A 23,964-nucleotide genomic window follows, 5' to 3' on the forward strand; every position below is an offset into this window, starting at 1 on the left:
GGCAATTGCGGCATTTTCTCGCGCGCAGATATGTTGGCGACAATGGCCGTCGGTGCCTACTGCGATTGCCTGATGATTCTGATCCGCCCACCTTTACCGGCGGAACGGCGGCCGTTGCTCTGCGCTAGTTCGCCTGGGCATGCTCGACGCATCGCCACACGAGCCTCCGCACCGACAACCGACGCCAGCCGATGGGCGGCGGCGACACTCAGCGCCGTGTTGCTCGGCGTCGTGTTCCTGATCGCCTGGGCGGCCGGCGATCATCGGCTCCCGGCCACCGACTCGGCGCTGCCACCCTGGGTGGAACCGCTGGTCACGATCGTCTCGCACGGGGCTGCCGGCGCGGTCCTGGTGGACCGCCGCCCAGACCTGCCGTTCGGCTGGCTCCTCGCGGGCGTCGCCGTGCTGCTCGCGGTGCAGGTCGTCGTGGCATACCCGGCGGCGGACGCGGTGGCGCACGGCGACCGCGGCGCGCTGGCCCGGTGGGGCCTTACCCCGCTAACCTTCGCCTTCCTGCCGGTGGCGGTGCAGGGTCTGGTGAACGCGCGCTTTCCCACCGGCCGGCCGGCGACCAGCGCCGGCACCCTGCTGGAGGCGGCCATCGTCGCCGGCGCGGCCGCGGTCGTGCTGGGGGGTTTCCTCGGGGGCTCGCTGACCGGCGTGGTGCCGGGCGTACCGCCGCTGCAGCACCCGCTCACCGGTGGCACGCCGGTCGGTGCCGCCGCCGACGCGCTGCTCGCGGTCGCGCCGGTGGTGATCGCCCTCGGGTTGCTGGCCGGGCTCGGCGTGGTGTGGCGCTTCCTGGGGGCGGCCGGCCTGGAACGCCAGCAGCTGAAGTGGCGGGCGGCGGGCGTGCTGGTTGCCGTGGCGCTGTTCCCGGTGGCGGTCACGGGTCGGCTCGGCTTCCTCATTGCACTGGACGCCCCGGTGTTCGTGCTGACGCTGGTCGTACCGGTGTTGCGGTATCGACTGTGGGCGATCGACACGATCCTGCGGCGCTCACTGGCGTACGCGGTGATCGCCGCCCTGCTCGGCATCGCATACGTGGCAGTGACCGCCGTGCTGGCCGGCGTGGCCTCGGACCGCATCGCCGCGCCGGTGGCCGCAGCGGTCGTGGCGGTCTGCTTCGCGCCGCTGGCCCGGCGGGTGCGGCGGCTCGTCGACCGGCTATTCTACGGCGACCGCAGCGACCCGTACCGGACCGTGCGGGAGCTGGGTCGGCGGCTCAACGAAGTGCCGCACGGCAACGTGCTGGACTCGCTGGTGCAGGCGGTGGCGTCGTCCCTGCGGCTGCCGTACGTGGCGATCGAACGACCAGATGGCACGCGCCTGACCGGCTACGGCGAACCGGGGGCGGTGGCGCAGCGGTGGCCGCTGGCGTACGAACGGCGGCTCGAACACGTCCTCGCCGCGCCGCGGCGAGGACGTGTTCGAGCCGCGCGCTGCACGAGCCGATGAAGCTGGCCGGCCGCTTCGACATCTTTGAGTACCCGCCGGTGACGCTGCTGCGCAATGTCGCGTGTCGTGGACGCCCGCAGGGCCCTATCCTGCGTTTGGTCGGCCTCGTCCACAGCTTGCCGTGCTGCCGCGGTTGCCAACTCGGCGTCGGCAGCGACTACGTCCACCTCGTCGGTGATGAATACCGACTCACCGTGCTCCGCTTGCCGGTCGGCGATTTCGCGTTGGCGGCGGGCAGCGATCCCCAGCAGCGCTACAGCCGGCAACAAGGTGGCCTGAATTGTGCTGACGATGACCATGGCAATTATCGACACCCCTGCACTTTCCCACCGTCTCGCGATAGTTCACGCTCCGCTCGACCCGCGTTGCTGACATTCGAGTGGCGCATGGCCGAACATGTCCAGTGGACTGGCAAGAAACACCCTGGATCGCGGTGTCGCACGGCGGTCGTCTTCACGCTGTGATCAGCGGACGCCGCCGTAGGCCGCAAGCGGAGCTTGTCGGTGATGCCGAGACCATAGGCATCGCCTTCAGCGACCAAGGCCGTGCGGTCAATACGCTACGTAACGACCACGCGACCGTTGTCTCCGACGTCCGCGGCGGCCCTCCCTTCGGATCCCTGACCCTTGCTCGAACGTCTCGGGCCCCGCGGGGTTACACTGGACGCTACCCGCTCACTCAGACCGAGGTCGCGGGGTGCAGCAGCCGCGCATCGACGTGTGTGGCGTGACCTGCCGTGTCGTCCGCGGCAGCGTTGCCACGACGGTCGGCCGACTATTCCGCGGTCGGTGTACTCGCAGCGTTCCGGTTGCGGCTGGGTTGCTTGACTCAACTCTGCCAGTCGGCGCCCGATCCTTCGACATCGAGCCCATCCGCGGCTCGCCCCGCGGTGACTTCGTGTCGGAGGTGCGTCAGTGCGCCAGCTCAACAGGTGGTTCAGCGAACTGCTGACAGCGCTTGGTGTCGTCGGCTTGCTAGCGGTTGCGCCAGGGGTCGCCAGCGCCGGCCCCGCCGTCAACGGCTCGTTCGAGCGCGTGAGCGCCGGCCGTGTGGAGTGCTGGGCAGCCGCGGGCGCTGCGTCGACGGTTTCGATGGTCGCTGGACGGGTCGGCGGCACGGCGCCGCAACTGCGGGGGGCCAAGGCTAACCTTGCGCCGGTCGAGTGGGCGTCGATCCGGGACCAATCTTGTGCGATGCCTGTTCTGGCGGGGCATGCCTATACGGTGGGCGCCTGGTACCAGGCCACGTCGGCGGTGCGTGCCAGCGTGTGGGCGTACAGCAGTACCAGCGGGTGGGCGAAGTGGTTCGCCGCCGCGCCGTACTCGGGGTCGACCCCGTGGGCCCGGATCGATGCCACGACGCCGGCGGTCCCGGCTGGCATGACGCAGCTGGCGTTGTCATTCGCGGTGGATGGCTCGGCCCGTCTGGTCCTGGACGATGTCTCGCTGGACGACGCCACGTCCCTGCTGGACAAGCCGACCGCTCGGTCGGCGCCGTTCACCGCCACCTTCGGGCAGGCACCGATGCTGGTCACCAATGAGTACGCCCAGGTCAATCCCACTCGGACGGATGCGGCCCGCTCCACCGTGTGGCAGGTGACCAGCGGCTCGCTGTTCGCGGCCGCCGGCAATGGTGACACGGGCCGCGTCGACGCGGGCCGACCGAATGCCACCTCGAGTAACTTCACCGACTCGTCGGTCTTCCGCCTGAATACGGTGCGCAGCGATTTTCACAACGTCTCTGTATCGTTCAACCTTGCCGTCCAGGCAATGAGTTCGACGAGCCGAACGCCGGCGGTCTCCTACGACGGTGTGCACATCTGGCTTCGTCACCAATCGCAGTACTACCTTTACTCGGCGAGTGTGGCGCGCCGCGACGGCAAGGTCGTCCTCAAGAAGAAGTGCCCCGGTGGCCCGAGCAACGACGGCACCTACTACACGCTGGGCAAGGAAACGCCGGCGGATCCCGTGGTGCTCGGCCAGTGGATGGCGGTGTCTGCCAGCGTGCAGGACAATCCCAGCGGGTCCGTCACCCTCATCCTGACGGTAGCCGGCCGCCCCTTGGTCAGCGCGGTCGACACCGGGGTGGGCTGTGCGCCGATCACCGGATCGGCGCCAGTGGGCATCCGCGGCGACAATGCGCGATTTCTTTTCAACAGTTTCAGTGTGAAGACCCTCTGACCTAGCGGACCATTAAGAATGCATTCTGTGTCCCTCGGATGGGTGTAGCACGTACGGAGTCGCGCGCGTAACGTTAACGCTCGGGCGTCGTTCCTGTGGTGTGCGGCTGAGCTATCGCCTAATGCGCCATCCGGCAGAATGGGACTCGTGTCCCGGCGTCCGGATGGACGTCCCATGACATTCAGGCGGCGCGGGATATGGTCCCCCGCCGTTCTGCTGGTTCTGTGCGCCAATCTGTCGAGCTGCACGTCCGAGCCCTCTGCCAACCTGACCACGGCGATGCGGCTGCCCACGCCCGCGCGAATCGCCGACGCGGACGTGCTGCCGTTCGGCAAGGAGAGCGCCTATGCCGTGGTCAACGAAGGCGATCTCGCCGACGCGGACGCCCTGCTGCACGACGTTTGGAACGTCCCCCGCTACGACCCGGTCCGCCTCCCTGGCGGCCCGACGTGGACCGAGGATCCGTACCACGAGAAGTACTGGCGATTCGACTTCTACTCGCTGCGGCCCACCACCAGCTTGTTGTGGGCCTACTACCGCACCGGGAAGAGCACCTATCGGGACAAGCTGGTCGCGTTAATCCAGTCTTACGTGCGATACGACGAGCGTCATCCGAGCTCCAGCCGGCTCGGCATGGACGATCCGCATGCCATGGCGTTCCGGGCGATGGTGCTGGTCAACATCTGGGCCAAGCTACGCCGCCGAGGCGCCCTGCCGCCGGCGTTGGATTCTGCCCTGCTCGCCTCGATCGGGAGGCTCGCCGACAAACTTCAGCAGCCGGTCAACTTCCAGGGCCAGTACAACCACGGCGTCACCCAAGCCGTTGCCCTGCTGCTGGTCAGCGTCAATATGCCCGTGGGCCCGCACAGCGCTCAGTGGGCCGCCACCGCCCGGCAGCGGCTCAAGAGCCTGCAGACCTCCACGATCGACGCCGACGGCGTGGAGAACGAGAAGTCGCCGTTCTATCACTTCTATGTACTGGAGTTCCTCACCCAGACGGTGAGGTGGGCGGCAGCCAACCACATTGCGTTGCCGCCTGGTCTCGCCGAGCGTGTCGACCAGATGGTCCGGTACGCGACGCTGGTGCTCTGGCCCGACGGTCAAGTTCCGCTCGAGGGCTCGTCCGTGCAACTCACCCCGTCCCGATCGGTGGCGCTGTACGGTCCGTTGACGGACCGGTTCCCCCGTTTCGCTTACGCGCTAAGCGCCGGCGCCGCCGGCAAACCGATCGCGGAGCGGGCCGTCATCTTTCCGGCGTCGGGGCAGGCGATTCTTCGGTCACCGGTCAACGATCCGGGCGCCTACCGGGACAATTCCCAGTTGCTGCTGGACGTCGGCGCCGCAACCTCGATGCACGCACACGACGAGCCACTCGCGTTCAGCTACTACTCGCACGGCAGGGTGCTGCTGGCCGACTCGGGACTCTATACCTACACCCGCGGCACCGCCTTCGACTATTTCCACGGCATCCGCGCCCACAACACCGTCACCGTCGACGGACGTGACCAGGACGGCGGCCCCATTGTGGCGGGTAGGACGATCGCCGGACAGGGCTGGGCCTATCAATCCGGGACAGCCGCCGTCTACCGCGGCGTCGTGCACCGGCGATCGGTGCTGCTGCTGCGGCGCGACCTGGTCTTGGTGCTCGACGACCTGACCGCAACCAGCCCGCACCGGTTCGACCAGCTCTGGCATCTGTTCCCCGGGGCCCGACCGCTGATCACGGACGGCACCGCCGCGATCTACGACGAGTTCGACAATCCCGCCCTGCGCATCACGCAGGCGACAACTACAGCTCGACTCCAGGTCACGGATCATTTCGGAGAGATAAATCCCATGCAGGGCTGGTACTCCAGCGAGTACGGCACCATCACCGCCAACCACGTGCTGGCCTTCACCGCGGAACCGGTCCGCGCGGCGCGATACCTGACCGTGATCGGCTCCGGGCCGCACGCTGTCGAGCGTGCCGTCGTGCGCGGTACCGCATCTGACGGCCGATTCGATATCGAGGTGTGCTCCGCCGGCTACGCCGCGCACGTCACGATCACTGCACTAAGCCGTCCGGGAGAGCGGGTTTCGGTCAGCCGCCGGGAGCGGTGTGGCAATGACTGAGCGCACCCGTGTCGCGCCGCATCAGCTCACCCTCGGGGAGTTGGCCGATGACCGTGACCTGCCGGCCTCGGTCAAGCCCCCGCAGGCGTTACGGAACTTGCCCCGTCCCCGGCAGGCGACCCGCCGCATGGTGGCTGTGGTGGCGTTGCTGCCGCTGACCGTCATCCTGGCCGTGAAGGCCGCAAGCCTGGGCACGCAAGCCATGGTCAACGCGTACGGCATGGGTGTGCTCGGTTCCACGATCTTGGTGATGTACGTTTCGTTCGGCAATTACCGGGACCCGTCCCGCGACACCGGAGAACTTGCGGCGTTCCCGCTGGTCAGCTGCCTGCTCGCGGTCCGCAATGATGTGGACATCATCGAACGTACGGTCCGTTCGTTACTGGCGCAAACGTACCCCAATTGCGAGTTGATCGTGGTGGACGACCAGTCCGACGACGGAACCCGTGAACTGCTCGCCGAACTGGCGCAACAGTTGCCCTTGACGCTGATTACCTTGGACGCCAACGTCGGGAAGAAGCGGGCGCTGGTGCGGGCGGCGGAGCACAGTCGAGGCGACTTCTTCGTGTTCACCGACTCCGACTGCGTCCTGGCCGAGGACGCCGTCGAACGATGCATGCTCGCCTTTCAAGCGCATCCTGGCATCGGTGCCATCAGTGGCCACGCTCGCGCGCTCAACGGCGACCGGAACCTGCTGACCAGAATTCAGGATGTCTGGTACGACGGACAGTTCGGCGTCTCGAAAGCGGCGGAGTCGGTGTTCGGGTCCGTCACGTGCGTATCGGGGCCGCTGGCAGCGTTCCGCCGGGAGGCCATCTACAACTATCTGCCGGCGTGGGCCGGCGACCGGTTCCTAGGCGCCGAGTTCCGGTTCGCGACCGACCGCCAATTGACCGGTTACGTCCTCGGACAACGGTGGATCGGTCGCCGGCTCAAACGCCGGTATTACGACTCGGGATTCGTGCGGACTGTCGACTACCCCGAACGCCGTTGGGCTGTCGCCTACGTGGCGTCGGCTCGCGCGTGGACCGAGGTGCCGGACACCTTCCGCCGGATGGCCCGGCAGCAGGTCCGGTGGAAGAAGAGCTTCATCCGCAACCTGTTCTTCACCGGCAGCTTCTACTGGCGACGGGGCGTGCTGGCCGCCACGCTGTTTTACGGCCACGCGCTGTGGGTGCTGCTCGGCCCGGTGCTGGCCTTCCGGCATCTGATCTGGCTGCCGCTGCACGGACGATTCTTCCTCACCGCCCTGTATCTGGGTGGGGTGCTGCTCAAAGGTGCTATCTGGGGTCTGGCCTACCGCTCCCAGAACCGCGGTGACGGTCGCTGGATCTACCGGCCGCTGATGAGTCTGCTCTCCGCGACAGTGCTCTCCTGGATGTTGATCTATTCGGCTCTCACTCTGCGCAGAAGTGTGTGGTCCCGCGGATGACCAAAGGTAACGGTTCTCTGCCGGGGACCGCGGTGCAGGTGATCGTATTACTGGCCACTGTCGGCCTCTACTTGCTGATCGTCACCCGCGGCCAGCCGATGGAGTGGCTACCGTGACGGTCCGCAAACAGATGCGCGTCACGTTGCGCCGGCTGGCCGCCGTTACGGTCACCCTGGCCACGCTGGGTGTACCGACCGCCACCTACCTGTACGTCAAGGAGCGCGTCCAGCTCGGCGAGCAACAGCCGGCGCCCTCGCCGCCTGCTCTGTCACCGGCTGCTCAGGCCCGGTTCCGCGCCGCCTCGACCAGCGGCCGGTCATTCGTGGTGCTGGGCTACCACGACCTGGTGGACTCTGTCGCGGCCACAACGCCGTCCGGCGGGCGCCGCGTCTCGGTCAGCGCGACCGCGTTCGCCGCCCATCTGCGGATGCTGCGCCTGGCCGGCTACCGGTCGGTGTCCGCCGCGGAGGTGGCAGAGGTCGTCAACGGTCGCGGTGCGCTGCCGCCGCACGCGGTGCTGCTGACCTTCGACGGCGCACGCTGGCGCGACTGGTCGTACGCCGATCCCATCCTGAAGGCTTACGGCTTCCAAGCGACCGTCTTCGTCGACCCGGCTACGGTGCTAACCCAGCGCGGGACGACGTTGTCCTGGCGTGTCCTTCGACGCATGACCGGCTCCGGTCGATGGTCGGTCGGTGTGGCCGGCACGAAGGACACCGTGGAGATCGGTCCCGGGCGAGCGGCGAGCGCCCTGCTCGGCCGCCGCTGGCTTACCGACCGGAACCGTCCGGAGACCGCAGCCGCATACGGCGGGCGCATCCAGGCCAGTATCGACCGTCAGCGCCGTACCGTCGTCGCGCACGGTCTCGCCGAGCCCCGGCTGTTCTCCTACCCGTTCCAGCCCCGGTATCCGCTCCCGCCCGATCAACTCACCTCCTTGACCCGCGTGGTCACCGGCAGCTTCGACGCGGCCACCCTCACCCTCGCGGGCGACACCACCGCCGATGAAGCATGGCTGAAGAAGAGGATTCTGCCGCGCCTGGAGATCTACGGGTCGACCACCGACGAGATGCTGTTCAACCGCATCCAGAACCTCGCGACGTCTTGATGCACCGCATCGCCATCTGCGTGGCCGTGGCGGCCGCTCTCGCCGGCGCCGGCATTTCCTGCGTGATCCCGCGACCGGACCTGCGGGAGATGACGTTGCTCAGCAACGAATACGCCTTCCGGCATCCCGCGACGCCCGATGCGATCGGCTCGCCGGACTGGACGGTGACCAGCGGCTCGCTGTACCGCCACGGCGACTACCTGTGGTCCGGTACCCCGGACGCGTCGCCGCCGGGTCCTTCGTCGGCGCGCGGCACCGACTCGGCCGTGCTGCGCGCCGTCCGAGCCGGCAGCGGCTACACCGACGTGAGCGTGCGCTTCGACCTGCACGTCAACGGCCTGACGACGACGGCGCGTACTCCGGCCCGCGACTTCGACGGCGTCCACGTCATGCTGCGCTACACGTCCGAACGATCCGCGTACTTCGTTTCGGTCAGCCGGCGGGATGGGCTGTTGGTGATCAAACGCAAGACGGCGGGTGGGCCGAGCAACGGTGGGACGTACCGCACCCTCGCGATGGCCCCCGCGCCCCTGCCCGCGCCGCGATCGGTCTGGCGGCACGTCGAGGCGACGATCCGAGGGTCGGCCGCGGTACGAGTGACCGTCAGAATCGACGGCTTCGCCGCCTTGCAGGCCGTCGACCACACCGCCCCGGGTGACTCGGTCGCGGGCCAGGTCGGCTTGCGCGGCGACAACTGCGACTTCATCATTCGCGGTTTCCGTATCAGCCCACCCGCGACCCTGCTGTGACCAGCGACTACGTGCCATATCTCGACCGCCCCGGAGCCAACGTGCGTAAACATCGTCCGACCGCCGCGCTCATAGCCACCGCCGTCGCGCTCGTCAGCGGTCAGGTGAAACCGGTCGCGGCCCACGCCGATGAGCCGACGCCGGCTCGGGCGCAGCCGGTTGTCGCGGCGCCGGTCTCTGCTCAGCCTTCCGCCTCGGCATCGCGGTCACCAGGTGGACCGCGCCTCGAGTCGCAGCTGGCCCGGCTGCTAGTGCCGACCATCACCCTGGCGTTCGACGACGGCACCAGTGACCACGCCGGTGCGGCGCGGTTGCTGGAAGGTCAGGGTCTGCGCGGGGTTTTCTACGTCAACAGCGGACGCCTTGGCCTCCCCGGTTACCTGACCACGGGTCAGGCGCTACAGATGCAGCAGCGGGGCCACGAGATCGGCGGTCACACGGTTTTCCACCTGCGACTCTCGCAGCAGGACGAGGCCGAACAGCAGCGACAGATCTGCACTGACCGCAACCAGTTGATCGCCGCCGGGATTCACGCCGCTGACTTCGCCTATCCGTTCAACGATTTTACGCCGGCAACGCAGCAACTGGTTCGCGCCTGCGGTTACGCGAGCGCCCGCACCACCGGTGGCCTCGGGTGTGCCGGCTGCCCGACATACGAAAGTTTGCTGGCCAGCGATCCTTTTGCCACCCGCGCACTTTCAGGCTTCGGCCCGCAGACCACCGCGGCCGACCTGGAGAACGCGGTGAACCGTGTGATGCTGTCCGGGGGATGGCTTCAGTTGATCTTCCACAGGTTCTGCACCACCACGTGTGGCAGCAACGCCGTACGGCTCGAGGAGTTCGCCGCGTTCGTTCGGTGGCTGGCGTTGCGGCACACCGCCGGCCTGATCACCAACGCCACCGTTCAGCAGGCGCTGCATGCCGAGCAGCGACCGACGGTCACCGCTCCCGCGCCGACCTCACCACCGACGTTTGCCAATCGTTCCCTCGAAGAGCCCGGCAGCAAGCCCGGCGCCCCGCCGCGCTGCTTCAGCTACGGCTCCTCGGATGATTCCTCGGCAACGGCTTGGACGCTGGCGCCGGACGCGCACACCGGGCGCGTCGCGATGCGAGCCGCCCTCACCGATCCGACTACCACCACCCGGCTCACCACCACCCAGGACCTGGGCAGCTGCGCACCGACTGTCGTGGGCGGCGCCTCCTATCGGCTCGGCCTCTGGTACAAGGCCAGCCGCAGCTTCCGGACCGCAACCTTTCTACGGCAGCCCGGCGGCGGTTATCGCGCCTTGGGATCCACCAGAGAGATCGCGGCGTCCCCGACGTGGCGGCTCGCGACCTGGGACGTCGGCCCGATGCCGGCCCGCACGGGGATGGCGGTGAGCGCTGCGGTTATCGTCGCGGGGTCAGGAACCTACACCGTCGACGACTTCTCCCTGGCCGAGCTCACATCGGTCAGCGGCGCGGCTGTCGCGGGAGCGGGCGGCCAGTCTGGTGCGGCCGGTCACCGTCCGGACGGCGTCGCCGCCGGCAAGCCGGCCGCCAACGGCGAACGCCGAAGGCCTGCTCGGCCGGACACCACTGCCGGCACCGCGCCTGGCGCGGCCTTCACGCCGCCGAATGGTGGCCCACCGGTCGCCGACGGGCGGGTGCGGCAAGTGGTCCATCACTTCTCGGCGCAGTCGCCTTGGGTCGGACGAGCTGAACTCGCCGGCGCCCTGCTGGTGGCCTTCGCCGTCCTCATCCTGCTGGACCGGCGAATCCGCCTTCTGCACCGCCGCACCCGCCGCCGAATCCCGTCGAACGAAACGACGGCGTAGCTGGCTGGCCGCTGCATTGCCGTGATGCGGCCATGGCTGAGGTTGAGCTTGCCGGTTAACCAGTGCGGCGGGGTTTGGTGTCCTTCTTGTGGTGGGCCGGTCGCTGGTGGGTATGGTCAGTGATCAGCATGAAGACCATGTCGTAGGGGGTGGTGGTGGGCCGGTTGCGGGAGCCGGGCGGGCGTCGCGGGGCCGGGTGCGTGCGTTTGGGCGCGCCGGGTGGTGAGGGCTGGTCGCGTGTTGGTTCCGAAGCTCGTGGGGATTGTTTGGTTGTAGGCTCCGTTGGGTGTTTAGCCAGGAGCCAGCGGTGATGCCGGTTGATGACGCTCGCCCGGTTTTCGTGGTCGGCGATGTCCACGGTCACCGTGCCGAGCTGGTTGCTCTTCTGCGTGATCACGGGTTCGTCGACGGGAGTCTGGATTGGCGGGCGGCTGACGCCGTTCTTTGGTTTCTGGGTGACTTCTTCGATCGCGGCCCGGACGGGATCGGAGTGGTCGAGCTGGTGATGCGTCTGCAGCAGCAGGCGGCACGCTCGGGAGGCGCGGTGCGCTCGGTGCTCGGCAACCACGAGCCGTTGCTGCTGGCCGCTCAGCGGTTCGGGGATGCGCCCGGGCTGTCGACCGGGCCGGACGGCACCTTCGTCGGGGACTGGCAGGCCAACGGCGGTGTGCAGGCTGACCTGCAGCGGCTGACGCCCGAGATGGCGGCGTGGCTTAGCGACCTGCCCGCTCTCGCGGTGGTGGGCGATTCACTCCTGATGCATGCGGACGCGCTGTTGTATCTGGAGTACGGCCGTGACCTTCGTACCGTCAACTCGTCGTTGCGCGCGGTCCTGCACGGCGCGGATCCGGCCGCCTGGGATCTGTTGCTCGAGAGGTTCGCGGCGCGTAACGCGTTCCAAGGCGAGGACGGTGGTGGCCGGGCGCGGGCGATGCTGGACGCGTTCGGCGCGGGTCGAGCGGCCCGGATCGTGCACGGGCACACCCCGATAGCGTTGCAGACCGGTGAGCCGCCGACCGAGGTCGACGCGGCACATGTGTACGCTGGCGGGCTCTGTGCAAATGTCGATTGCGGCCTCTACCTCGGCGGCCGCGGGTTCGTGCACTCCCTCCGGCCCCGAGCCACCTCGTAGATTGCCGGTACTGAGTGGCAGCGGCTTAAGCCTACGCGGCGGCCAGGGCGCGTCATCACCCGTTGAAGATCGTTGTCGTAGGCATGGCTGTGCTATCTGAGTCTCTCGATGTGCTGACTGGGTTCCGGGATCAGTTGTATGGATGCCTGCCGCGGCGTGCGGACGCCTTGTTTGAGTTGACCGATGCACTGTTGTGCACCGACGGGCCGGTCGAGACGCTGGTCGGGCTGTCTCTGGCTGCAGAGCACCCGCGTGGCCACTGCGCCCTGTACGACGCGCTCAACCACGGCCGCATTGACGTAGAGCCGCTGCGCCGGCGCCTGGTCGAGACGCCGTTGCCACGCGCCGCGGACGGCCGCCTGGTGCTCGCGGTGGACGTCTCGCCGTGGCTTCGTCCCCACGCCGCTACCAGCCCGGATCGCTCGTTCTGCCACACCTACGGGCGCGGCAAGGACGAACACCGCATGATCCCCGGCTGGCCGTACTCGTTCATCGCCGCCCTGGAAACTGGACGCACCTCATGGACCGCGCTGCTGGACGCGGTCCGGCTGCCACCGGGCGCTGATCTCACCCCGCTCACCTGCGCGCAGATCCGCCAACTCGTCGACCGCCTCACCGGCGCAGGGCAGTGGCAGCCCGGCGACAGCGACATCCTCATCGTGCTCGACGCCGGCTACGAAGCCCCGCGCATCGCCTGGCTGCTGCGCGACCTGCCGATCGAGATTCTCGGCCGGATGCGCTCGGACCGGGTGCTGCGCCGTCCGACCCCGCCACGGGTCTACCAGCCATTGGGTGGTCGGCCCGCTAAACACGGCGGTGAGTTCGTCTTCGGCGACCCCGCCACCTGGAATGCCGAGCAGGCGGCCACCGTCACCGACACCCGTCGTTACGGGCAGGTGAAGGCGCAGGGCTGGGACCGGCTGCACCCGCGACTGACCCGCCGCGCCGCCTGGGCCGACCACGACGGGGCGTTGCCAATCATCGCCGGCACGGTCATCCGGCTCACCGTCGACCATCAGCCCAGTCGGGGTGAGCCGAAGCCGCTCTGGTTGTGGTGGTCCAAGCTCGACGCCACCCCGGCGGATGTCGACCGGTGCTGGCAGGCGTTCTTGCGCCGCTTCGACATCGAGCACACGTTCAGGCTGCTCAAGCAGACGCTGGGCTGGTCCGCGCCGAAGCTACGCGAGCCGGCCGCGGCGGACCGGTGGACGTGGCTGATACTGGCCGCGCATACCCAGCTGCGCTTGGCCCGGCCCCTCGCCCAAGACTTGCGCCGACCGTGGGAACGCCCACTCACGGCGGAGCGGCTCACCCCAGCCCGAGTGCGGCGGGGGCTTCAGAACTTGCGCACGACCAGCGCCTCGCCAGCGCGTGTGCCCAAACCGAGCAAGTCCGGTCCCGGACGACCGCCCGGCTCCCGCAACCGGCACACCGCCACCCGCTACGACGTAGGACTCATCCTGGTCACTGGAAGGCACACCAGCGACCGACTCACCACCAGAAGGGCACCAAACCCCGCCGCACTGGTTAAACGGCAAGTTGAGTGGCTGTCTCTCAACCTGTTTCCGCAGGTAGCGTGATTTTCGGGATGATCGTTCGGGCTGGCGGCGTTCGTATTGCCGTCACTGTGACGGGTGAACGAACGCCCGCAGGTCAGGATCTCCGGGGTAGGGGGTGCTGCTGCGTGAGCGCCGCGTGGCTGAGCCCGTTGCTGGCCCGGTTGTGCCTGCACGTGGTGACGGCGAACCAGATGGGCGAGCAATTCAGGGAGGACCTGGACGAGATGGACTTTTAGGCCGCGAGCGACGACGGCTCAGCGGTTTGACGCTGCTCTTGAGCCCGAGCGAGCCGACGGCTCATTAGGGTGATGTTCGCCCAGGTGATGTGGGCTTCGGAGTGCTCGGGCAGGCGTTGGTAGTCACGGGCGTTGCGGCGGGCGCGCATCAGCCAGGAAAGTGACCGTTCCACAGTCCAGCGGCGCGGCAGCACCTTGAAGCCGACCTGATTCGGTGGCTTTTTCACCACCTCGAAGGTGAGATCAAGGTCGTTGCGGGCCCAGTCCGCCAGGCCGGTGTAGCCGTTGTCGGCCCACATCAGGGTCAACTCCGGGTTCCGCTCGCGCAGCTCAGGCAGCATCTTCCGGGCGGCGTCGCGGTCGGTGACGTCCGCCGCGGCCACCTTGACCGTCATGAGCAGACCCTTGGCGTCCACGATCAGGTGCCGCTTGCGGCCGTTGATCAGCTTCGCGCCGTCGAATCCGCGCGTGTCCCGGCTGACGGTCTCCGCGGCCTTGACGCTCTGCGAGTCGATGATGGCGGTGACCGGGCGGGCGCACCGGCCGGCGGTGACGCGGATCTGACGGCGCAGCTGATCGCGGACGTACTCGAGCACGCCGTTCTTGGCCCAGCGGGCGAAGAACCCGTAGACGGTCTTCCAAGGCGGGAAGTCCGACGGCAGGGCTCGCCACTTGCATCCGTTGTCGACCACGTAGCGGATCGCGTCCACGATCTCCTGGCGCGGGTGCGCCTCGGGATGCCCACCGGTCGGGGTGGTGCAAGCCGGGACCGGCAGCAGCGGGGCGAGGATCTCCCACTCGGTGTCGGTGGTGTCCGACGGGTAGCGGCGCCGCCGGAGGGAGGACCGTGATCGTGGCGTTCATCCGTCACGAGCCAGCACCGTGAGGGCGGTCTTGACCCCGACGAGCTGGCCGAGCACCAACTGCGCCCACTCATCGCCGGGATGGTCCTGGACGTGCGGGATGATCACGGTGTCCAGCAGCTGGGCGAGGCGGTTGATCTCCTCGCGCACGATGCTCCGGTCATAGGTGACCCGTTGCTCGCCCACGATTGTGGTCATGCGCTGCGTACGAGCAGGCGGCCAGGACCTCGCGCAGGAACCGCAGCCCGGACTGCACCTGATACGCGCTGAGCTCGGTCGCGGTCACCAGCTGCCGGGTGGTCAGCCCGGCCGGCCGGGCCTCCATCAGCGCCACCCGGACCAAATCACCGGAGACGTTCGCCGGCACCCTTCCCATGGCTGGGCTACTCGCCGGCCAGGAGGCGGGCCAGGCCCTCCTCCGGGGTGACCTGGCCGGTGGCGACCGCACCCTCGATCCAGTCCGCGGCCGCCCGGACCCGGGGCTTCCGGTGCTGCCCTCGGTGCGAGCGCGGCGACGTGGTGGGCCACGGCGTGGCCGCTCCCGCCACGATGGGGCAGTTGCGCACCGTACTGCAGGACCGGCTCGACGACACCGGCGACGTCCTCGGCGCTATCCGCGCGGCCGACCGGCTGGCCCACCGCGTTCCGGCGGCCCACGCCGCGACCGTCTGCGTGGCCGCCCTCGACCCCACCGACGGCACGCTGACCTGGTGCTCGGCCGGGCACCCGCCCCCACTGGTGGTCAACGCCGACTTCGCGCGCTACCTGCCGCTGTCCGGTTCGGGCCCGCTGGGCACCGGCGCCGACTACCGCCTGGGCACCGACCGACTCGAGCCTAACGATATGGTGCTGCTTTACAGCGACGGCATCATCGAACGCCCCGGCCGTGGACCGGCCGCAGCCACCGTCGAGCTGTCCCAAGTCGCCATCGACAGCGTTGCTAGACGCGGACTCGACCCGGCGTTGTCCGCGGCCGAACGGGCCAGCACCCCGACTCTGGAACTGCTGGTGCGCCAATCAGGGCACACCGGCTAAATCACCCTGCTCGCCGCGCAACGGCGCCTCCCGCCTCCGCCGCTGAACCTGAGCGGCCCGGTCGAAACAGTGACGGCGAGGATGGCTCGCACCGCCGTCCAGGGCCGGCTGGCCCTCCAAGGGACCGGCAGACGCGACCGGGTTGCGCTGACGCACGCGGTCACCGAGCTGGTGACCAATGCCTACGAGCATGCCCGGCCGGACAGCGGCGACGCCACGGTGACCGTCACGGCCCACCTGCGCAACCACGGCGAAGCCCGGTTGTGCGTCGCCGACAACGGCCGCTGGCACGAACGCGCCCGCCCCGGTGACCAGCAGTTCCGCGCCGACCACGGCTTCGGGCTGGCCATGACCGCAGGCTTCGCCGACCACCTCGACGTCGACCGATCCGATGACGGCACGACGGCCCCCGTGAGGCGGCGCCTGTCTCGCCCCGCCCAGCTGCTGACGGCCGAGCAGATCAGTCACGGCCGTCCGGGCGCCGCCGACAGGCTGGCCGAACTGACGATCATCCTCGACCAGCCGCACGCTCCGACCAGCCGTATCGCCATTCACGGACCGCTCCACACCGACACCGTCGGCGAGCTGGGGGCCGAACTCGACCGGCTCACCCTGGCGGCACCCACGAGCTGACCGCCGACCTTACCGCGGTCACCCACCTCGGCAGCGCCGCCATCGCCGAGCTGTACCGGCCCCAACGCCGCGGTCAGGGACGCCCCTACCCGCTGCGTTTGTACGCCCCGGCCGGCCGCATCGCTCATCACGTGCTGGGCCTGATCAACCTACCCCACACCACCATCGACCCGCACACGGACGACGACTGGGAAGGGCTTCGATAAGCACGAGACTCTCCCTCGATCAAGGATGTTCGCCGCAGAACGACAGCGGCTGAGCCGGTACGACCCGACCGACGAGCAGGGGGTTGCTGGCGCCGTAGATGCCGCCGCATCGGCGGCAGGGGCACCGGTGGACCGATGACCGGCTGGAGATCGACGGGGGTGTTCCACCGGACGCGGACGGGCACACCGTGGCGCGATCTCCGGCCCGGTTGGGCCCGTGGCAGACGGTCTACAACCGGCATCGCCGCTGGTCGGCGGAGGGGACGTGGGAGCGGATCCTGGACGCGTTGCTGACCGGCAGTGACGTGCCGGATGGCCGGTCGGGCGGGCAGGTGTGGACGGCCGCGGTCGATTCGACCTTCGTGCGGGCGCATCAGCATGCGGCCCGGAGCTCGGCACCCACCGCAGCCGCGGAAGACCTCGGGGCCGTGGCCGGCCAGTGCGCCGGGAAGGACGGATGGCAGGCCGTCGGCCCCTGGCATCGCCTCCGATAACAGTGGCCCCGCAGGCTCCTGTATCTGAGATGGCCGACGTTGGGCCGCACCCCTGGAGGCGCAGATGATCGCGGGGAACGAGCGGCTGGACGCCGTCGAGGATCGCATCGACGGGGCTGAGGAGGCCGCCGGCCGGGTTAGAGGACAACGAGGGCCTGGGCCTGCGCCACCGCGAGACGGATCAGCATGGCACCTTCGAGCCCTCGGGCGAAGACCGGAACGCGGGGGAGAATGCGGGCCAGGGGCAGCAACGCGGGGCCCCGGGCGAGGCCTCGCAGCGGTGACCGCCGAGCCCGTCGTCCTCAGCCGGGTGCGGGCTCGGCGCCGGCGGCGCGGCTGACCTCGGCCAGGCGTTGCTCCAGGAAGGCGCGCTCCGCGGCGTTCGCCGTGAGTTCCATCGCGCGCCGGTAGGCGCTCGCCGCGCCGGTGGCGTCGCCGAGGCGGCGCAGCAGGTCGGCGCGGGTGGCGGGAAGGTAGGGGTAGTCGGCGAGCCGGGGATCGGTCGCCAGCTCGTCCAGGAGCGGCAGAGCGGCGGCCGGACCGTCGGCGAACGCCACGGCGGCGGCCCGGTTGAGCGCGACCACCGGGGTGTTCCACACCGCCAGCAGCCGGTCGTAGAGGTGCACGACGCGCGGCCAGTCGGTTTGCTCCAGGGACGGCGCGATCGCGTGCACGCCGGCGATCGCCGCCTGCAGGGTGAATCGCCCGGGTGGGCCGGACGCCAGCGCCCCGGCGGTCGCCGTGAGCCCCTCCAGGATCGCGCGCTGGTCCCATCGCGTCCGGTCCTGGTCGGCGAGCGGGAGCAGCCGCCCCTGCTCGGCGGTCCGGGCGGACCGGCGCGCGTCGGTGAGGAGCAGCAGGCCCAGCAGGCCGCGGGTCTCGGCCTGCTCGGGGAGCAGCCCGGCGAGGGTGCGCGCGAGGTGCAGGGCCCGGTCGCAGAGCTCCTCATGGACGAGCGCCTCGCCCGCGCCGGCCGTGTGGCCGGTGCTGTAGAGCAGGTGGACGGCGGTGAGCACGCTGTCCAGGCGCTCGGGCAGCTCTGCCCGGCCCGGGACCCGGTAGGGGATCCGCGCTTCGGAGATCTTCTTCTTGGCCCGGGTGATCCGTGCCGCCATCGTCGACTCGGACACCAGGAAGGCCCGGGCGACGTCGGGCGTGGGAACGCCGCAGACGAGGCGCAGGGTGAGGGCGACGCGGGCCTCGGGGGCGAGCGTGGGGTGGCAGCAGGTGAACACCAGCCGGAGCCGGTCGTCCGGCACCGCGGCGTCGGGCCGGTCCGGGTCGGCCGGGTCGTGCGGATCGACGGTCGCCGGCTCCACGAGCAGCGGGAGCTTGCGCCGGAGGGTGACCTCGCGGCGCAATCGGTCCAGCGCCTGGTTCCGCGCGGCCGTGGTCAGCCACGCGCCGGGCCGCTGCGGGACGCCGTCCCGGGTCCAGGCCTGCAGCGCGCTGACGTACGCCTCCTGGGCGCACTCCTCCGCGACGTCCAGGTCGCCGGCGACGCGCACCGTGGCGGACAGCACGAAGGCCCACTCGGAGCGGTGGGCCTGCGCCAGCGCGGCAGCGACCGCGTCCGCCGGCATGGCGGACGCGGTCGGCTCGTCGCGGGGAGCGATCAGAACGGGTTCGTCGTCGGGTCCACGACCGGCCGGACCTCGACGCCGCCGCCGGGGGCCGGGGCCGGGCACAGCTTGGCGATCTCGACAGCGTGGTCGAGGTCGCGCGCGTCGACGATGTAGAAGCCGTTGAGGGTCTCCTTGGTCTCGACGAACGGGCCGTCCGTCACCGTCCCGCTACCCTTGACCGTGGTGGCCGTTGTCGGGGGCGCGAGCGCCTCCCCGCCCGCGAGGGATCCACCAAGCGCGAAGACCTGCTCGACGAACTTGCTGTGCGCGTCGACCATCGCAGGCCACGCCTCGGGCGAGATGTCGGCGTAGAAGGCCGGGTCCTCGTAGATGAGGATCGCGTACTTGGCCATGGAGCTGCCTCCTGCACTGGGTCGCGGGCCGGCCTGTCCGGCTCCGTCATTAGCGACGACGAACATCCTGCCGCCGGATCGACAGCCAGGCCTGGAGCTTTTTCAAGATTTTCCGGCGCCGCCGCGCCGTGCGTTGCCGGAGCCCGCTTTGCGTGCCGAAGTGCTCCAGCGGCTCACCTGACGCTCCGTCTCGCCGCGGAGCGGCGCGACGGGATGCCGCGCGCCGACGCCTCGAGCGTATCTTGTAGGTAAGGCGGTGGGGTCGTGGAGCCAGATGCCGATGGCGGCGATGTCGACGGGGGCCGCGCTAGACGTGGTCGCGATTGATGCCCCTATGGATATCAAGTGGTCGACGGTTGAGTGGTGGGGCCGGCTGATCCCAAAATGAGCTGATAGAGCTCGCCTGCCACGTAGCCCTTCAGGCAGCGGCTGGCTTCGCAGCGGGTCTTGCCCTCAGAGACCGCGGTTCGATGTAGCTGCGGGTGCGGGCGCCCGAGCGCAGCCGGGCTAAAACGATGGGGTAAACTTTACGAAACTCGGGGAAGTTCAAACTCTCCATTAAGCCCGGGGCTTAACAGGTCTCCCACGACGTCACCCTCACCGCCAACGCCGAACTGGTCAGCCAGGACGCCACCGGCCACGAAATCGACCGCCGCCTGTGCTTTCGACAAGGCGCAGACTATCCGCACTGCTACACCGACCCCCACGGCACCATGATCTACGGCGAACCCGGCCAGCAATGCCTACCCGCCGACCCCTGGAGTGAACGCGTGGGGGCTGCCCGGTTTGTGGAATGCGGATGTACCTGTCGCCAGTTTCCTCGCCGTAGGGGACGCCTTAACTGATCTGCTTGAAGGGCGCCAAGTATCGCTCTTCGTCCCGAAGCCGCCTGACTGAGGTGCTTCTGTAGCCGTCAAGTGCTGCTAGCCTCCGTCTTTCATTAGGCGGCGTGGTTCGGTGTGGTCAGTGATCATGGTTGTCCGGGCTTGGTGATGGGGCTGTGGGCAGGCGGTGTTGCCCGGCCGTAGGCCGGGTTGCTCCGTGGGTCCTGGTCGTCGGTGCGGCGGATTTTGTTTCAGGTAACGGGTTCGGTAGTTCACTGAGCCGGTGGAACGTCCGGATGAGGTGTTCGGTCCAGGGCCAGCCTTCGGCGATTGGCAGGGTGGTGGTCCGGGCGGTGCGGCTGATCTTCGCGGCGACGTGCAGCAGCCGGTAGCGCAGTTTCTTCGGCTCGGCCAGCGCGGCGGCCTCGATCAGGCCTGTGAGCTCCGTGACCTGCGCCTGGTCACGCAGACTGCCATCACCGTCCGGAGCGGGAACCCAGTCGGTCGCGGCGGTGATTGCCGTGCGCACCTGCTCGCCGATCGCGACACCGACGGAGAACTCAGTGTCCAGACCCTGCCGGCGCAGACGGCTGATATGGGCCAGGAACGCGTGGCTGCTGCCCACCGAATCGCAGCGAACAAGGATCGGCTTGCCGTAACGATGCTGCTCGGGATCTGCTGCAACGCGTGATCGAGAACAGTGACGTGACCCGCCGCGGTGTTCGACCCCGCGTTGCCCGCACGCAGCAGCCCGGACAAGGCCTCCCCGGTCGCATCGAGGAAACACAACAGCGGATGGAAGCCGAACGTGTGCTTCCACGTCGGCGCGGCCGCTTCCTTCTCCGAATGCGACAGCACGATCGTCGCGTCGATGCCAGGACGAACCCCGCAAAGTGGCCGGCCCGAAACCGTCGCGCTCCCCACGGCTCCCTACCGTCCGGGTAGGACCCGCTGTATGGGACTTCAGGTTTCGGGCCAGAGTGGCCGCGCACTCGGATCGGCCGACCGTACGCAACCAGCGACATCACGCTCAACCGCGTCGCAGTGGTCGACGTCTCCAACCTACACGTCATCGTCATCGGAGCCGACATTTCAGGAGCCCTCGAAGGCGACGCGAAGCCACTGCTCCACTCCGGCGACGTGGACCATAGCCCATGACCGGGCGAGATCCGGCTGGCGTGCGGCGATCGCGTCATACATGGCCTGGTGTTGCTTATTCGTCCTCTCCACCGCGCCCGCTAGGGTGAGACCGCGCCAGACCCGCGCTCGGGTTGTGCGCCCGGAAAGGCTGCCTATCAGAGAGCACAGCAGTTCGTTCCCCGTCCCACTGCGATCCGGTGGTGAAAGTCGACATCCTGGGCGACGAGTTCGTCGATGGACGCCTCCTCGCCGAGGCCGGCGAGCACGCGGCCCAAGGCAACGATGTCGTCCTCGGTCATCCGCTGGGCGCTCAGTGCCGCAGCCGCCGGCTCCAGGATGCGCCGCACCTCGAAGAGGTCCACAACGGTTTCGTCCTGGTGCAGGTCGACGATTAGCTCCAGAGCCGTCACCGGAAGTTGGGGCGCGAGGCTGGTGACGTAGGTGCCGTCGCCCTGGCGCACGTCCAGCACCCGGACGAGGGAGAGCGCCTTCACGGCCTCCCGTAGCGAGTTGCGCGACAGGCCGAGTCGCCGCGCGAGGTCGGTCTCCCGGGGTAGCCGGTCGCCGGGACGCAGCTCCCCGGTGACGATCATCGATTTGATCTTCTCGATTGCATCGTCCGTGACTGCCATCGTAGGCTCCTTGAGCGGGAGGTGGTAAATGCGGGCCGCCGTCTCGGCGAACACCGCCGACCGTTGTGCGGCGGTCAATGGTGGTAGCGCTTGAGTGACCGCAGCGAGGCTCCGGGAATAGATGGTCAATACCAAGCACGCCGGCCAATCAGAACGAATTATCAGGCGGTTACAGCTGAATAGCCGAATAGCCTCCGCGACGTAGGGGCGGAGGTCGTCGATGGTCCAGCGCTGCCAGTGGGCCTGTGTCACGAGACGCGACTACTTGGCGGTCACATCGGGAGCGGCGGCCGGCTCGGCCATCTCAGCCGCCCATCGACCAAAGGCGCGGGCGCGGATGTCGGGTTTGGCGAGATGGTTCAGGACGAAAGAAACTCGGGCAGCTGCCAGACCCGTTCGACGCTCCTGGTAGCTGGTCCTCACGGATGACGAGATTGAACGAGAGACCGTGAGCCGCGATGACCCGCAACCATTTCCGCACCGCATGGCGGCGAAGGTATCCGGGATCCGGTTCCGCCTGGGGCTGCGCTCGTGCACCGACAAGTCGATCGTCCCTGAGCCGGTCCAGAGTCCCGACGATGCCCGGGGCAGTCGGATCGACCCAAGCCACCACGCCCGCGATCTTAGGGAGCTCTTCGGCGTAGGCCAGCAGGACGGCGGCCTCCCCGGCACCGCCCCGCCCGCTCTCACGAGGACGGTGTGTTGCACGCCGTTGCCCGCCAGCGCGGCCAGCAGACTGACGGACGTGAAACTGCGCCTGATGGTCGCGAACGCCGGGCCGTCCAACCACTGATAGCTGTGGACGATGCCCCAAAGGTGATGATGCGTGTCGATGATCATGCGGATGCTTTCGGAACGGGCAGGCCTGGCCGCAGTAGTCCGCAGTCGATGAGGTCGGTCCACAAGTCGGCAGGTGGGGGAGCGGCCATGAGTGCGGCGTTTCGCCGGACCTGTTCGGCCGTCTGCGAACCGACCACGACGGTCGTCACGGGCGGGGGAGCGGCCGCGAAAGCGAGTGCCGCCGCAGGCAGCGTCGTCCCATGGCGGGTGCACAGCGAGGCGATAGCCGCGGCCCGCTCAACCATGGCGGCCGGTGCCGCCGCATACTCGAATGGCAGGCCGGCGTGGGGACGACTCTGCGCGAGCAGGCCGCTATTGAAGACACCGGCGTTGATCACCCGGATGCCGCGTGCGGCGCACAGCGGGAAGAGGTCGTCCGCCGCCGCCTGATCGAGCAGGGTGTATCGACCTGCTACCATGACCACGTCCAGATCGGTGTTGTCGACGAACCACGAGAGGCTTTCGTTGTTCTTGGAGCCGGCACCGATAGCGTTCACGACACCTTGGTCGCGCAGCTCACACAGGGCTGGGTAGGCCTTCTCCACAGCGTCTCGCTCGTGACCCTCGGGGTCGTGCAGAAGGACGAGATCGATCCTGTCTACCTCAAGCCGGCGAAGACTCTCGTCCAAGGACCGGCGCACGCCGTCGGCGGTGAAGTCCCAGACACGGCGGTAAGCCGCCGGTACGGCAAAGCCTTCCAAATCTTGGCGATGCGCGTGGTCCGGGCTCGGTACGAGCCGCCGGCCGACCTTGGTACTCAAGGTATACGAGTCGCGGGGATAGCCGGACAGCGCCGTGCCGAGCCGGCGCTCGGACAGCCCGAGGCCGTAGTGCGGCGCGGTGTCAAAGTAACGCCAGCCGGCCGTCCAGGCGGCGTGAACCGTATCGGCCGCGTCCTGGTCGCTGATCGCGGTGTACAGATTCCCCAACGGTGCGCAGCCAAGTCCATAAGGTTCGAGCCGCAGCTTCATGGGAGCTCCCACACTAGCTTGACTTCGGAGATCGCGCCCGAGTAGTCGTCCTCGACTTCCAGTAGCTCTGTCATCTGTGCCTGCCATCGCACGTTCGCTGGATGGTTACGCAACGCTGCCCGCATGGACGAGTAGTCATCGACGATCACCAGGTGGAAAAGATCGAGTCCGTGACGCCAAATCCGCCAGGTGTGAACACCGGCCTCTCGCAGCGCCGTATCCAGATCGGCAGGGATGGCCGCGTGTAACCGGTCGTAGTCTGCCTCTTTCCCGGGGCGTAGCCGGGTGTGTAACGCTACTTCGACCACGTCTTCTCCTCTCGGCGCCGAACAGTCGCCGTCCGCGTTGGTAGGCCTTGCATCCCTCCGTCGGCTGACAGCGCGGTGCCGGTCGTTGCCGACGATGCCGGGCTGGCCAAGTACACGATGGCGGCGGCGACTTCCGTCGCACTGACCAGTCGTCCGATCGGCTGCCGATGCTGCAGCGACGCCAGCGCGGCGGCGGGATCGATCGCCTTTCCAGGAGGCGACGCACCCAAGGGGTGTCGACCGTGCCGGGATTAACG

At 68.6% G+C, this 23,964-nt stretch carries 25 protein-coding genes and 2 pseudogenes; 14 read left to right on the forward strand and 13 right to left on the reverse strand.

Translation table 11 applies throughout. The features are described 5' to 3' along the window. The first annotated feature begins 216 nt into the window (after nt 1–216). From ACQP2F_RS14640 to ACQP2F_RS14685, 10 genes are all read left to right on the forward strand, one after another. Complete coding sequence (locus ACQP2F_RS14640; protein ID WP_433304323.1) at nt 217–1,458, forward strand: hypothetical protein; 1,242 nt, start codon at nt 217–219, stop codon at nt 1,456–1,458. Next, entirely contained in the window at nt 1,455–1,922 is a 468-nt protein-coding gene (locus tag ACQP2F_RS14645) for a hypothetical protein (protein ID WP_433304325.1), read from the forward strand. Before ACQP2F_RS14640 ends, ACQP2F_RS14645 begins: the two co-directional genes overlap by 4 nt. A 450-nt stretch (nt 1,923–2,372) precedes the next feature. Beyond that, on the forward strand, nt 2,373–3,638 hold the full coding sequence (locus ACQP2F_RS14650) for a hypothetical protein (protein ID WP_433304327.1): 1,266 nt from the start codon (nt 2,373–2,375) through the stop codon (nt 3,636–3,638). Nucleotides 3,639–3,812: 174 nt separating this feature from the next. Next, nucleotides 3,813–5,750: a heparinase II/III domain-containing protein gene (locus ACQP2F_RS14655; protein ID WP_433304329.1), complete on the forward strand. Its 1,938-nt coding sequence runs from the start codon at nt 3,813–3,815 to the stop codon at nt 5,748–5,750. Further along, nucleotides 5,743–7,182, forward strand: a complete 1,440-nt coding sequence (locus ACQP2F_RS14660; RefSeq protein ID WP_433304331.1) for a glycosyltransferase family 2 protein — start codon at nt 5,743–5,745, stop codon at nt 7,180–7,182. Before ACQP2F_RS14655 ends, ACQP2F_RS14660 begins: the two co-directional genes overlap by 8 nt. A gap of 112 nt (nt 7,183–7,294) precedes the next feature. Beyond that, the gene (locus ACQP2F_RS14665; RefSeq protein WP_433304333.1) at nt 7,295–8,290 is read left to right on the forward strand and encodes a polysaccharide deacetylase family protein; all 996 of its coding nucleotides are present in this window, start codon (nt 7,295–7,297) and stop codon (nt 8,288–8,290) included. Next, nucleotides 8,290–9,039, forward strand: coding sequence for a hypothetical protein (locus tag ACQP2F_RS14670; protein ID WP_433304335.1), 750 nt, complete (start codon nt 8,290–8,292; stop codon nt 9,037–9,039). Before ACQP2F_RS14665 ends, ACQP2F_RS14670 begins: the two co-directional genes overlap by 1 nt. After that, nucleotides 9,036–10,856, forward strand: coding sequence for a polysaccharide deacetylase family protein (locus tag ACQP2F_RS14675; RefSeq protein WP_433304337.1), 1,821 nt, complete (start codon nt 9,036–9,038; stop codon nt 10,854–10,856). The genes ACQP2F_RS14670 and ACQP2F_RS14675 overlap by 4 nt, the downstream gene beginning before the upstream one ends. Before the next feature lie 310 nt (nt 10,857–11,166). Beyond that, entirely contained in the window at nt 11,167–11,988 is an 822-nt protein-coding gene (locus ACQP2F_RS14680) for a metallophosphoesterase (protein WP_433304339.1), read from the forward strand. A gap of 62 nt (nt 11,989–12,050) precedes the next feature. Continuing rightward, nucleotides 12,051–13,568 carry an NF041680 family putative transposase gene (locus ACQP2F_RS14685; protein WP_433304340.1) on the forward strand — a complete coding sequence of 506 codons (1,518 nt, stop codon included), beginning with the start codon at nt 12,051–12,053 and terminating at the stop codon, nt 13,566–13,568. A gap of 211 nt (nt 13,569–13,779) precedes the next feature. Here ACQP2F_RS14685 and ACQP2F_RS14690 read toward each other — a convergent pair whose 3' ends face one another. The 4 genes from ACQP2F_RS14690 to ACQP2F_RS14705 form a co-directional block, all read right to left on the reverse strand. Then, a complete protein-coding gene (locus tag ACQP2F_RS14690) occupies nt 13,780–14,574 on the reverse strand; it encodes an IS5 family transposase (protein ID WP_433307490.1) in 795 nt (264 codons plus the stop codon). A gap of 69 nt (nt 14,575–14,643) precedes the next feature. Then, nucleotides 14,644–14,832, reverse strand: a complete 189-nt coding sequence (locus tag ACQP2F_RS14695; RefSeq protein ID WP_433304342.1) for a hypothetical protein — start codon at nt 14,830–14,832, stop codon at nt 14,644–14,646. Further along, complete coding sequence (locus ACQP2F_RS14700; protein WP_433304343.1) at nt 14,807–15,022, reverse strand: hypothetical protein; 216 nt, start codon at nt 15,020–15,022, stop codon at nt 14,807–14,809. The genes ACQP2F_RS14695 and ACQP2F_RS14700 overlap by 26 nt, the downstream gene beginning before the upstream one ends. A 7-nt stretch (nt 15,023–15,029) precedes the next feature. Beyond that, a complete protein-coding gene (locus ACQP2F_RS14705) occupies nt 15,030–15,194 on the reverse strand; it encodes a DUF6192 family protein (protein ID WP_433304345.1) in 165 nt (54 codons plus the stop codon). 10 nt (nt 15,195–15,204) lie between these two features. Here ACQP2F_RS14705 and ACQP2F_RS14710 point away from each other — a divergent pair, with 10 nt between their 5' ends. From ACQP2F_RS14710 to ACQP2F_RS14720, 3 genes are all read left to right on the forward strand, one after another. Further along, the gene (locus ACQP2F_RS14710; protein WP_433304347.1) at nt 15,205–15,681 is read left to right on the forward strand and encodes a PP2C family protein-serine/threonine phosphatase; all 477 of its coding nucleotides are present in this window, start codon (nt 15,205–15,207) and stop codon (nt 15,679–15,681) included. Nucleotides 15,682–15,762: 81 nt separating this feature from the next. After that, nucleotides 15,763–16,314: an ATP-binding protein gene (locus ACQP2F_RS14715; protein ID WP_433304349.1), complete on the forward strand. Its 552-nt coding sequence runs from the start codon at nt 15,763–15,765 to the stop codon at nt 16,312–16,314. A gap of 304 nt (nt 16,315–16,618) precedes the next feature. Next, nucleotides 16,619–17,014, forward strand: coding sequence for a transposase (locus ACQP2F_RS14720; protein ID WP_433304351.1), 396 nt, complete (start codon nt 16,619–16,621; stop codon nt 17,012–17,014). A gap of 302 nt (nt 17,015–17,316) precedes the next feature. On the opposite strand, the gene ACQP2F_RS14725 is transcribed toward ACQP2F_RS14720, so the two are convergent. The 6 genes and pseudogenes from ACQP2F_RS14725 to ACQP2F_RS14750 all read right to left on the reverse strand — a co-directional run. After that, entirely contained in the window at nt 17,317–18,597 is a 1,281-nt protein-coding gene (locus tag ACQP2F_RS14725; RefSeq protein WP_433304352.1) for an RNA polymerase sigma factor, read from the reverse strand. Between the two features lie 32 nt (nt 18,598–18,629). Next, nucleotides 18,630–18,992 carry a YciI family protein gene (locus tag ACQP2F_RS14730; RefSeq protein WP_433304354.1) on the reverse strand — a complete coding sequence of 121 codons (363 nt, stop codon included), beginning with the start codon at nt 18,990–18,992 and terminating at the stop codon, nt 18,630–18,632. Between the two features lie 963 nt (nt 18,993–19,955). Next, nucleotides 19,956–20,746: pseudogene (locus tag ACQP2F_RS14735) on the reverse strand (transposase); the annotation flags it as partial. A gap of 162 nt (nt 20,747–20,908) precedes the next feature. Further along, nucleotides 20,909–21,127, reverse strand: a complete 219-nt coding sequence (locus ACQP2F_RS14740; protein ID WP_433307491.1) for an FCD domain-containing protein — start codon at nt 21,125–21,127, stop codon at nt 20,909–20,911. Next, on the reverse strand, nt 21,112–21,588 hold the full coding sequence (locus ACQP2F_RS14745) for a FadR/GntR family transcriptional regulator (protein WP_433307493.1): 477 nt from the start codon (nt 21,586–21,588) through the stop codon (nt 21,112–21,114). The genes ACQP2F_RS14740 and ACQP2F_RS14745 overlap by 16 nt, the downstream gene beginning before the upstream one ends. Nucleotides 21,589–21,666: 78 nt before the next feature. Then, nucleotides 21,667–21,840, reverse strand: a pseudogene (locus tag ACQP2F_RS14750) (amidohydrolase family protein); the annotation flags it as partial. 196 nt (nt 21,841–22,036) lie between these two features. On the opposite strand from ACQP2F_RS14750, the gene ACQP2F_RS14755 reads away from it, so the two are divergent. Then, entirely contained in the window at nt 22,037–22,381 is a 345-nt protein-coding gene (locus ACQP2F_RS14755; protein ID WP_433304356.1) for a hypothetical protein, read from the forward strand. 43 nt (nt 22,382–22,424) lie between these two features. Here ACQP2F_RS14755 and ACQP2F_RS14760 read toward each other — a convergent pair whose 3' ends face one another. Genes ACQP2F_RS14760 through ACQP2F_RS14770 form a run of 3 tightly spaced genes read right to left on the reverse strand, consistent with a single transcriptional unit; the run spans nt 22,425 to nt 23,937 of the window. After that, nucleotides 22,425–23,399, reverse strand: a complete 975-nt coding sequence (locus ACQP2F_RS14760; RefSeq protein ID WP_433304359.1) for an aldo/keto reductase — start codon at nt 23,397–23,399, stop codon at nt 22,425–22,427. Then, a complete protein-coding gene (locus ACQP2F_RS14765) occupies nt 23,396–23,707 on the reverse strand; it encodes an L-rhamnose mutarotase (RefSeq protein ID WP_433304361.1) in 312 nt (103 codons plus the stop codon). Before ACQP2F_RS14765 ends, ACQP2F_RS14760 begins: the two co-directional genes overlap by 4 nt. Next, nucleotides 23,695–23,937 carry an SDR family oxidoreductase gene (locus ACQP2F_RS14770; RefSeq protein WP_433304362.1) on the reverse strand — a complete coding sequence of 81 codons (243 nt, stop codon included), beginning with the start codon at nt 23,935–23,937 and terminating at the stop codon, nt 23,695–23,697. Before ACQP2F_RS14770 ends, ACQP2F_RS14765 begins: the two co-directional genes overlap by 13 nt. Nucleotides 23,938–23,964 lie beyond the last annotated feature (27 nt).

The sequence above is a fragment of the Actinoplanes sp. CA-030573 genome (assembly GCF_050951115.1).
GTDB lineage: Bacteria > Actinomycetota > Actinomycetes > Mycobacteriales > Micromonosporaceae > Actinoplanes.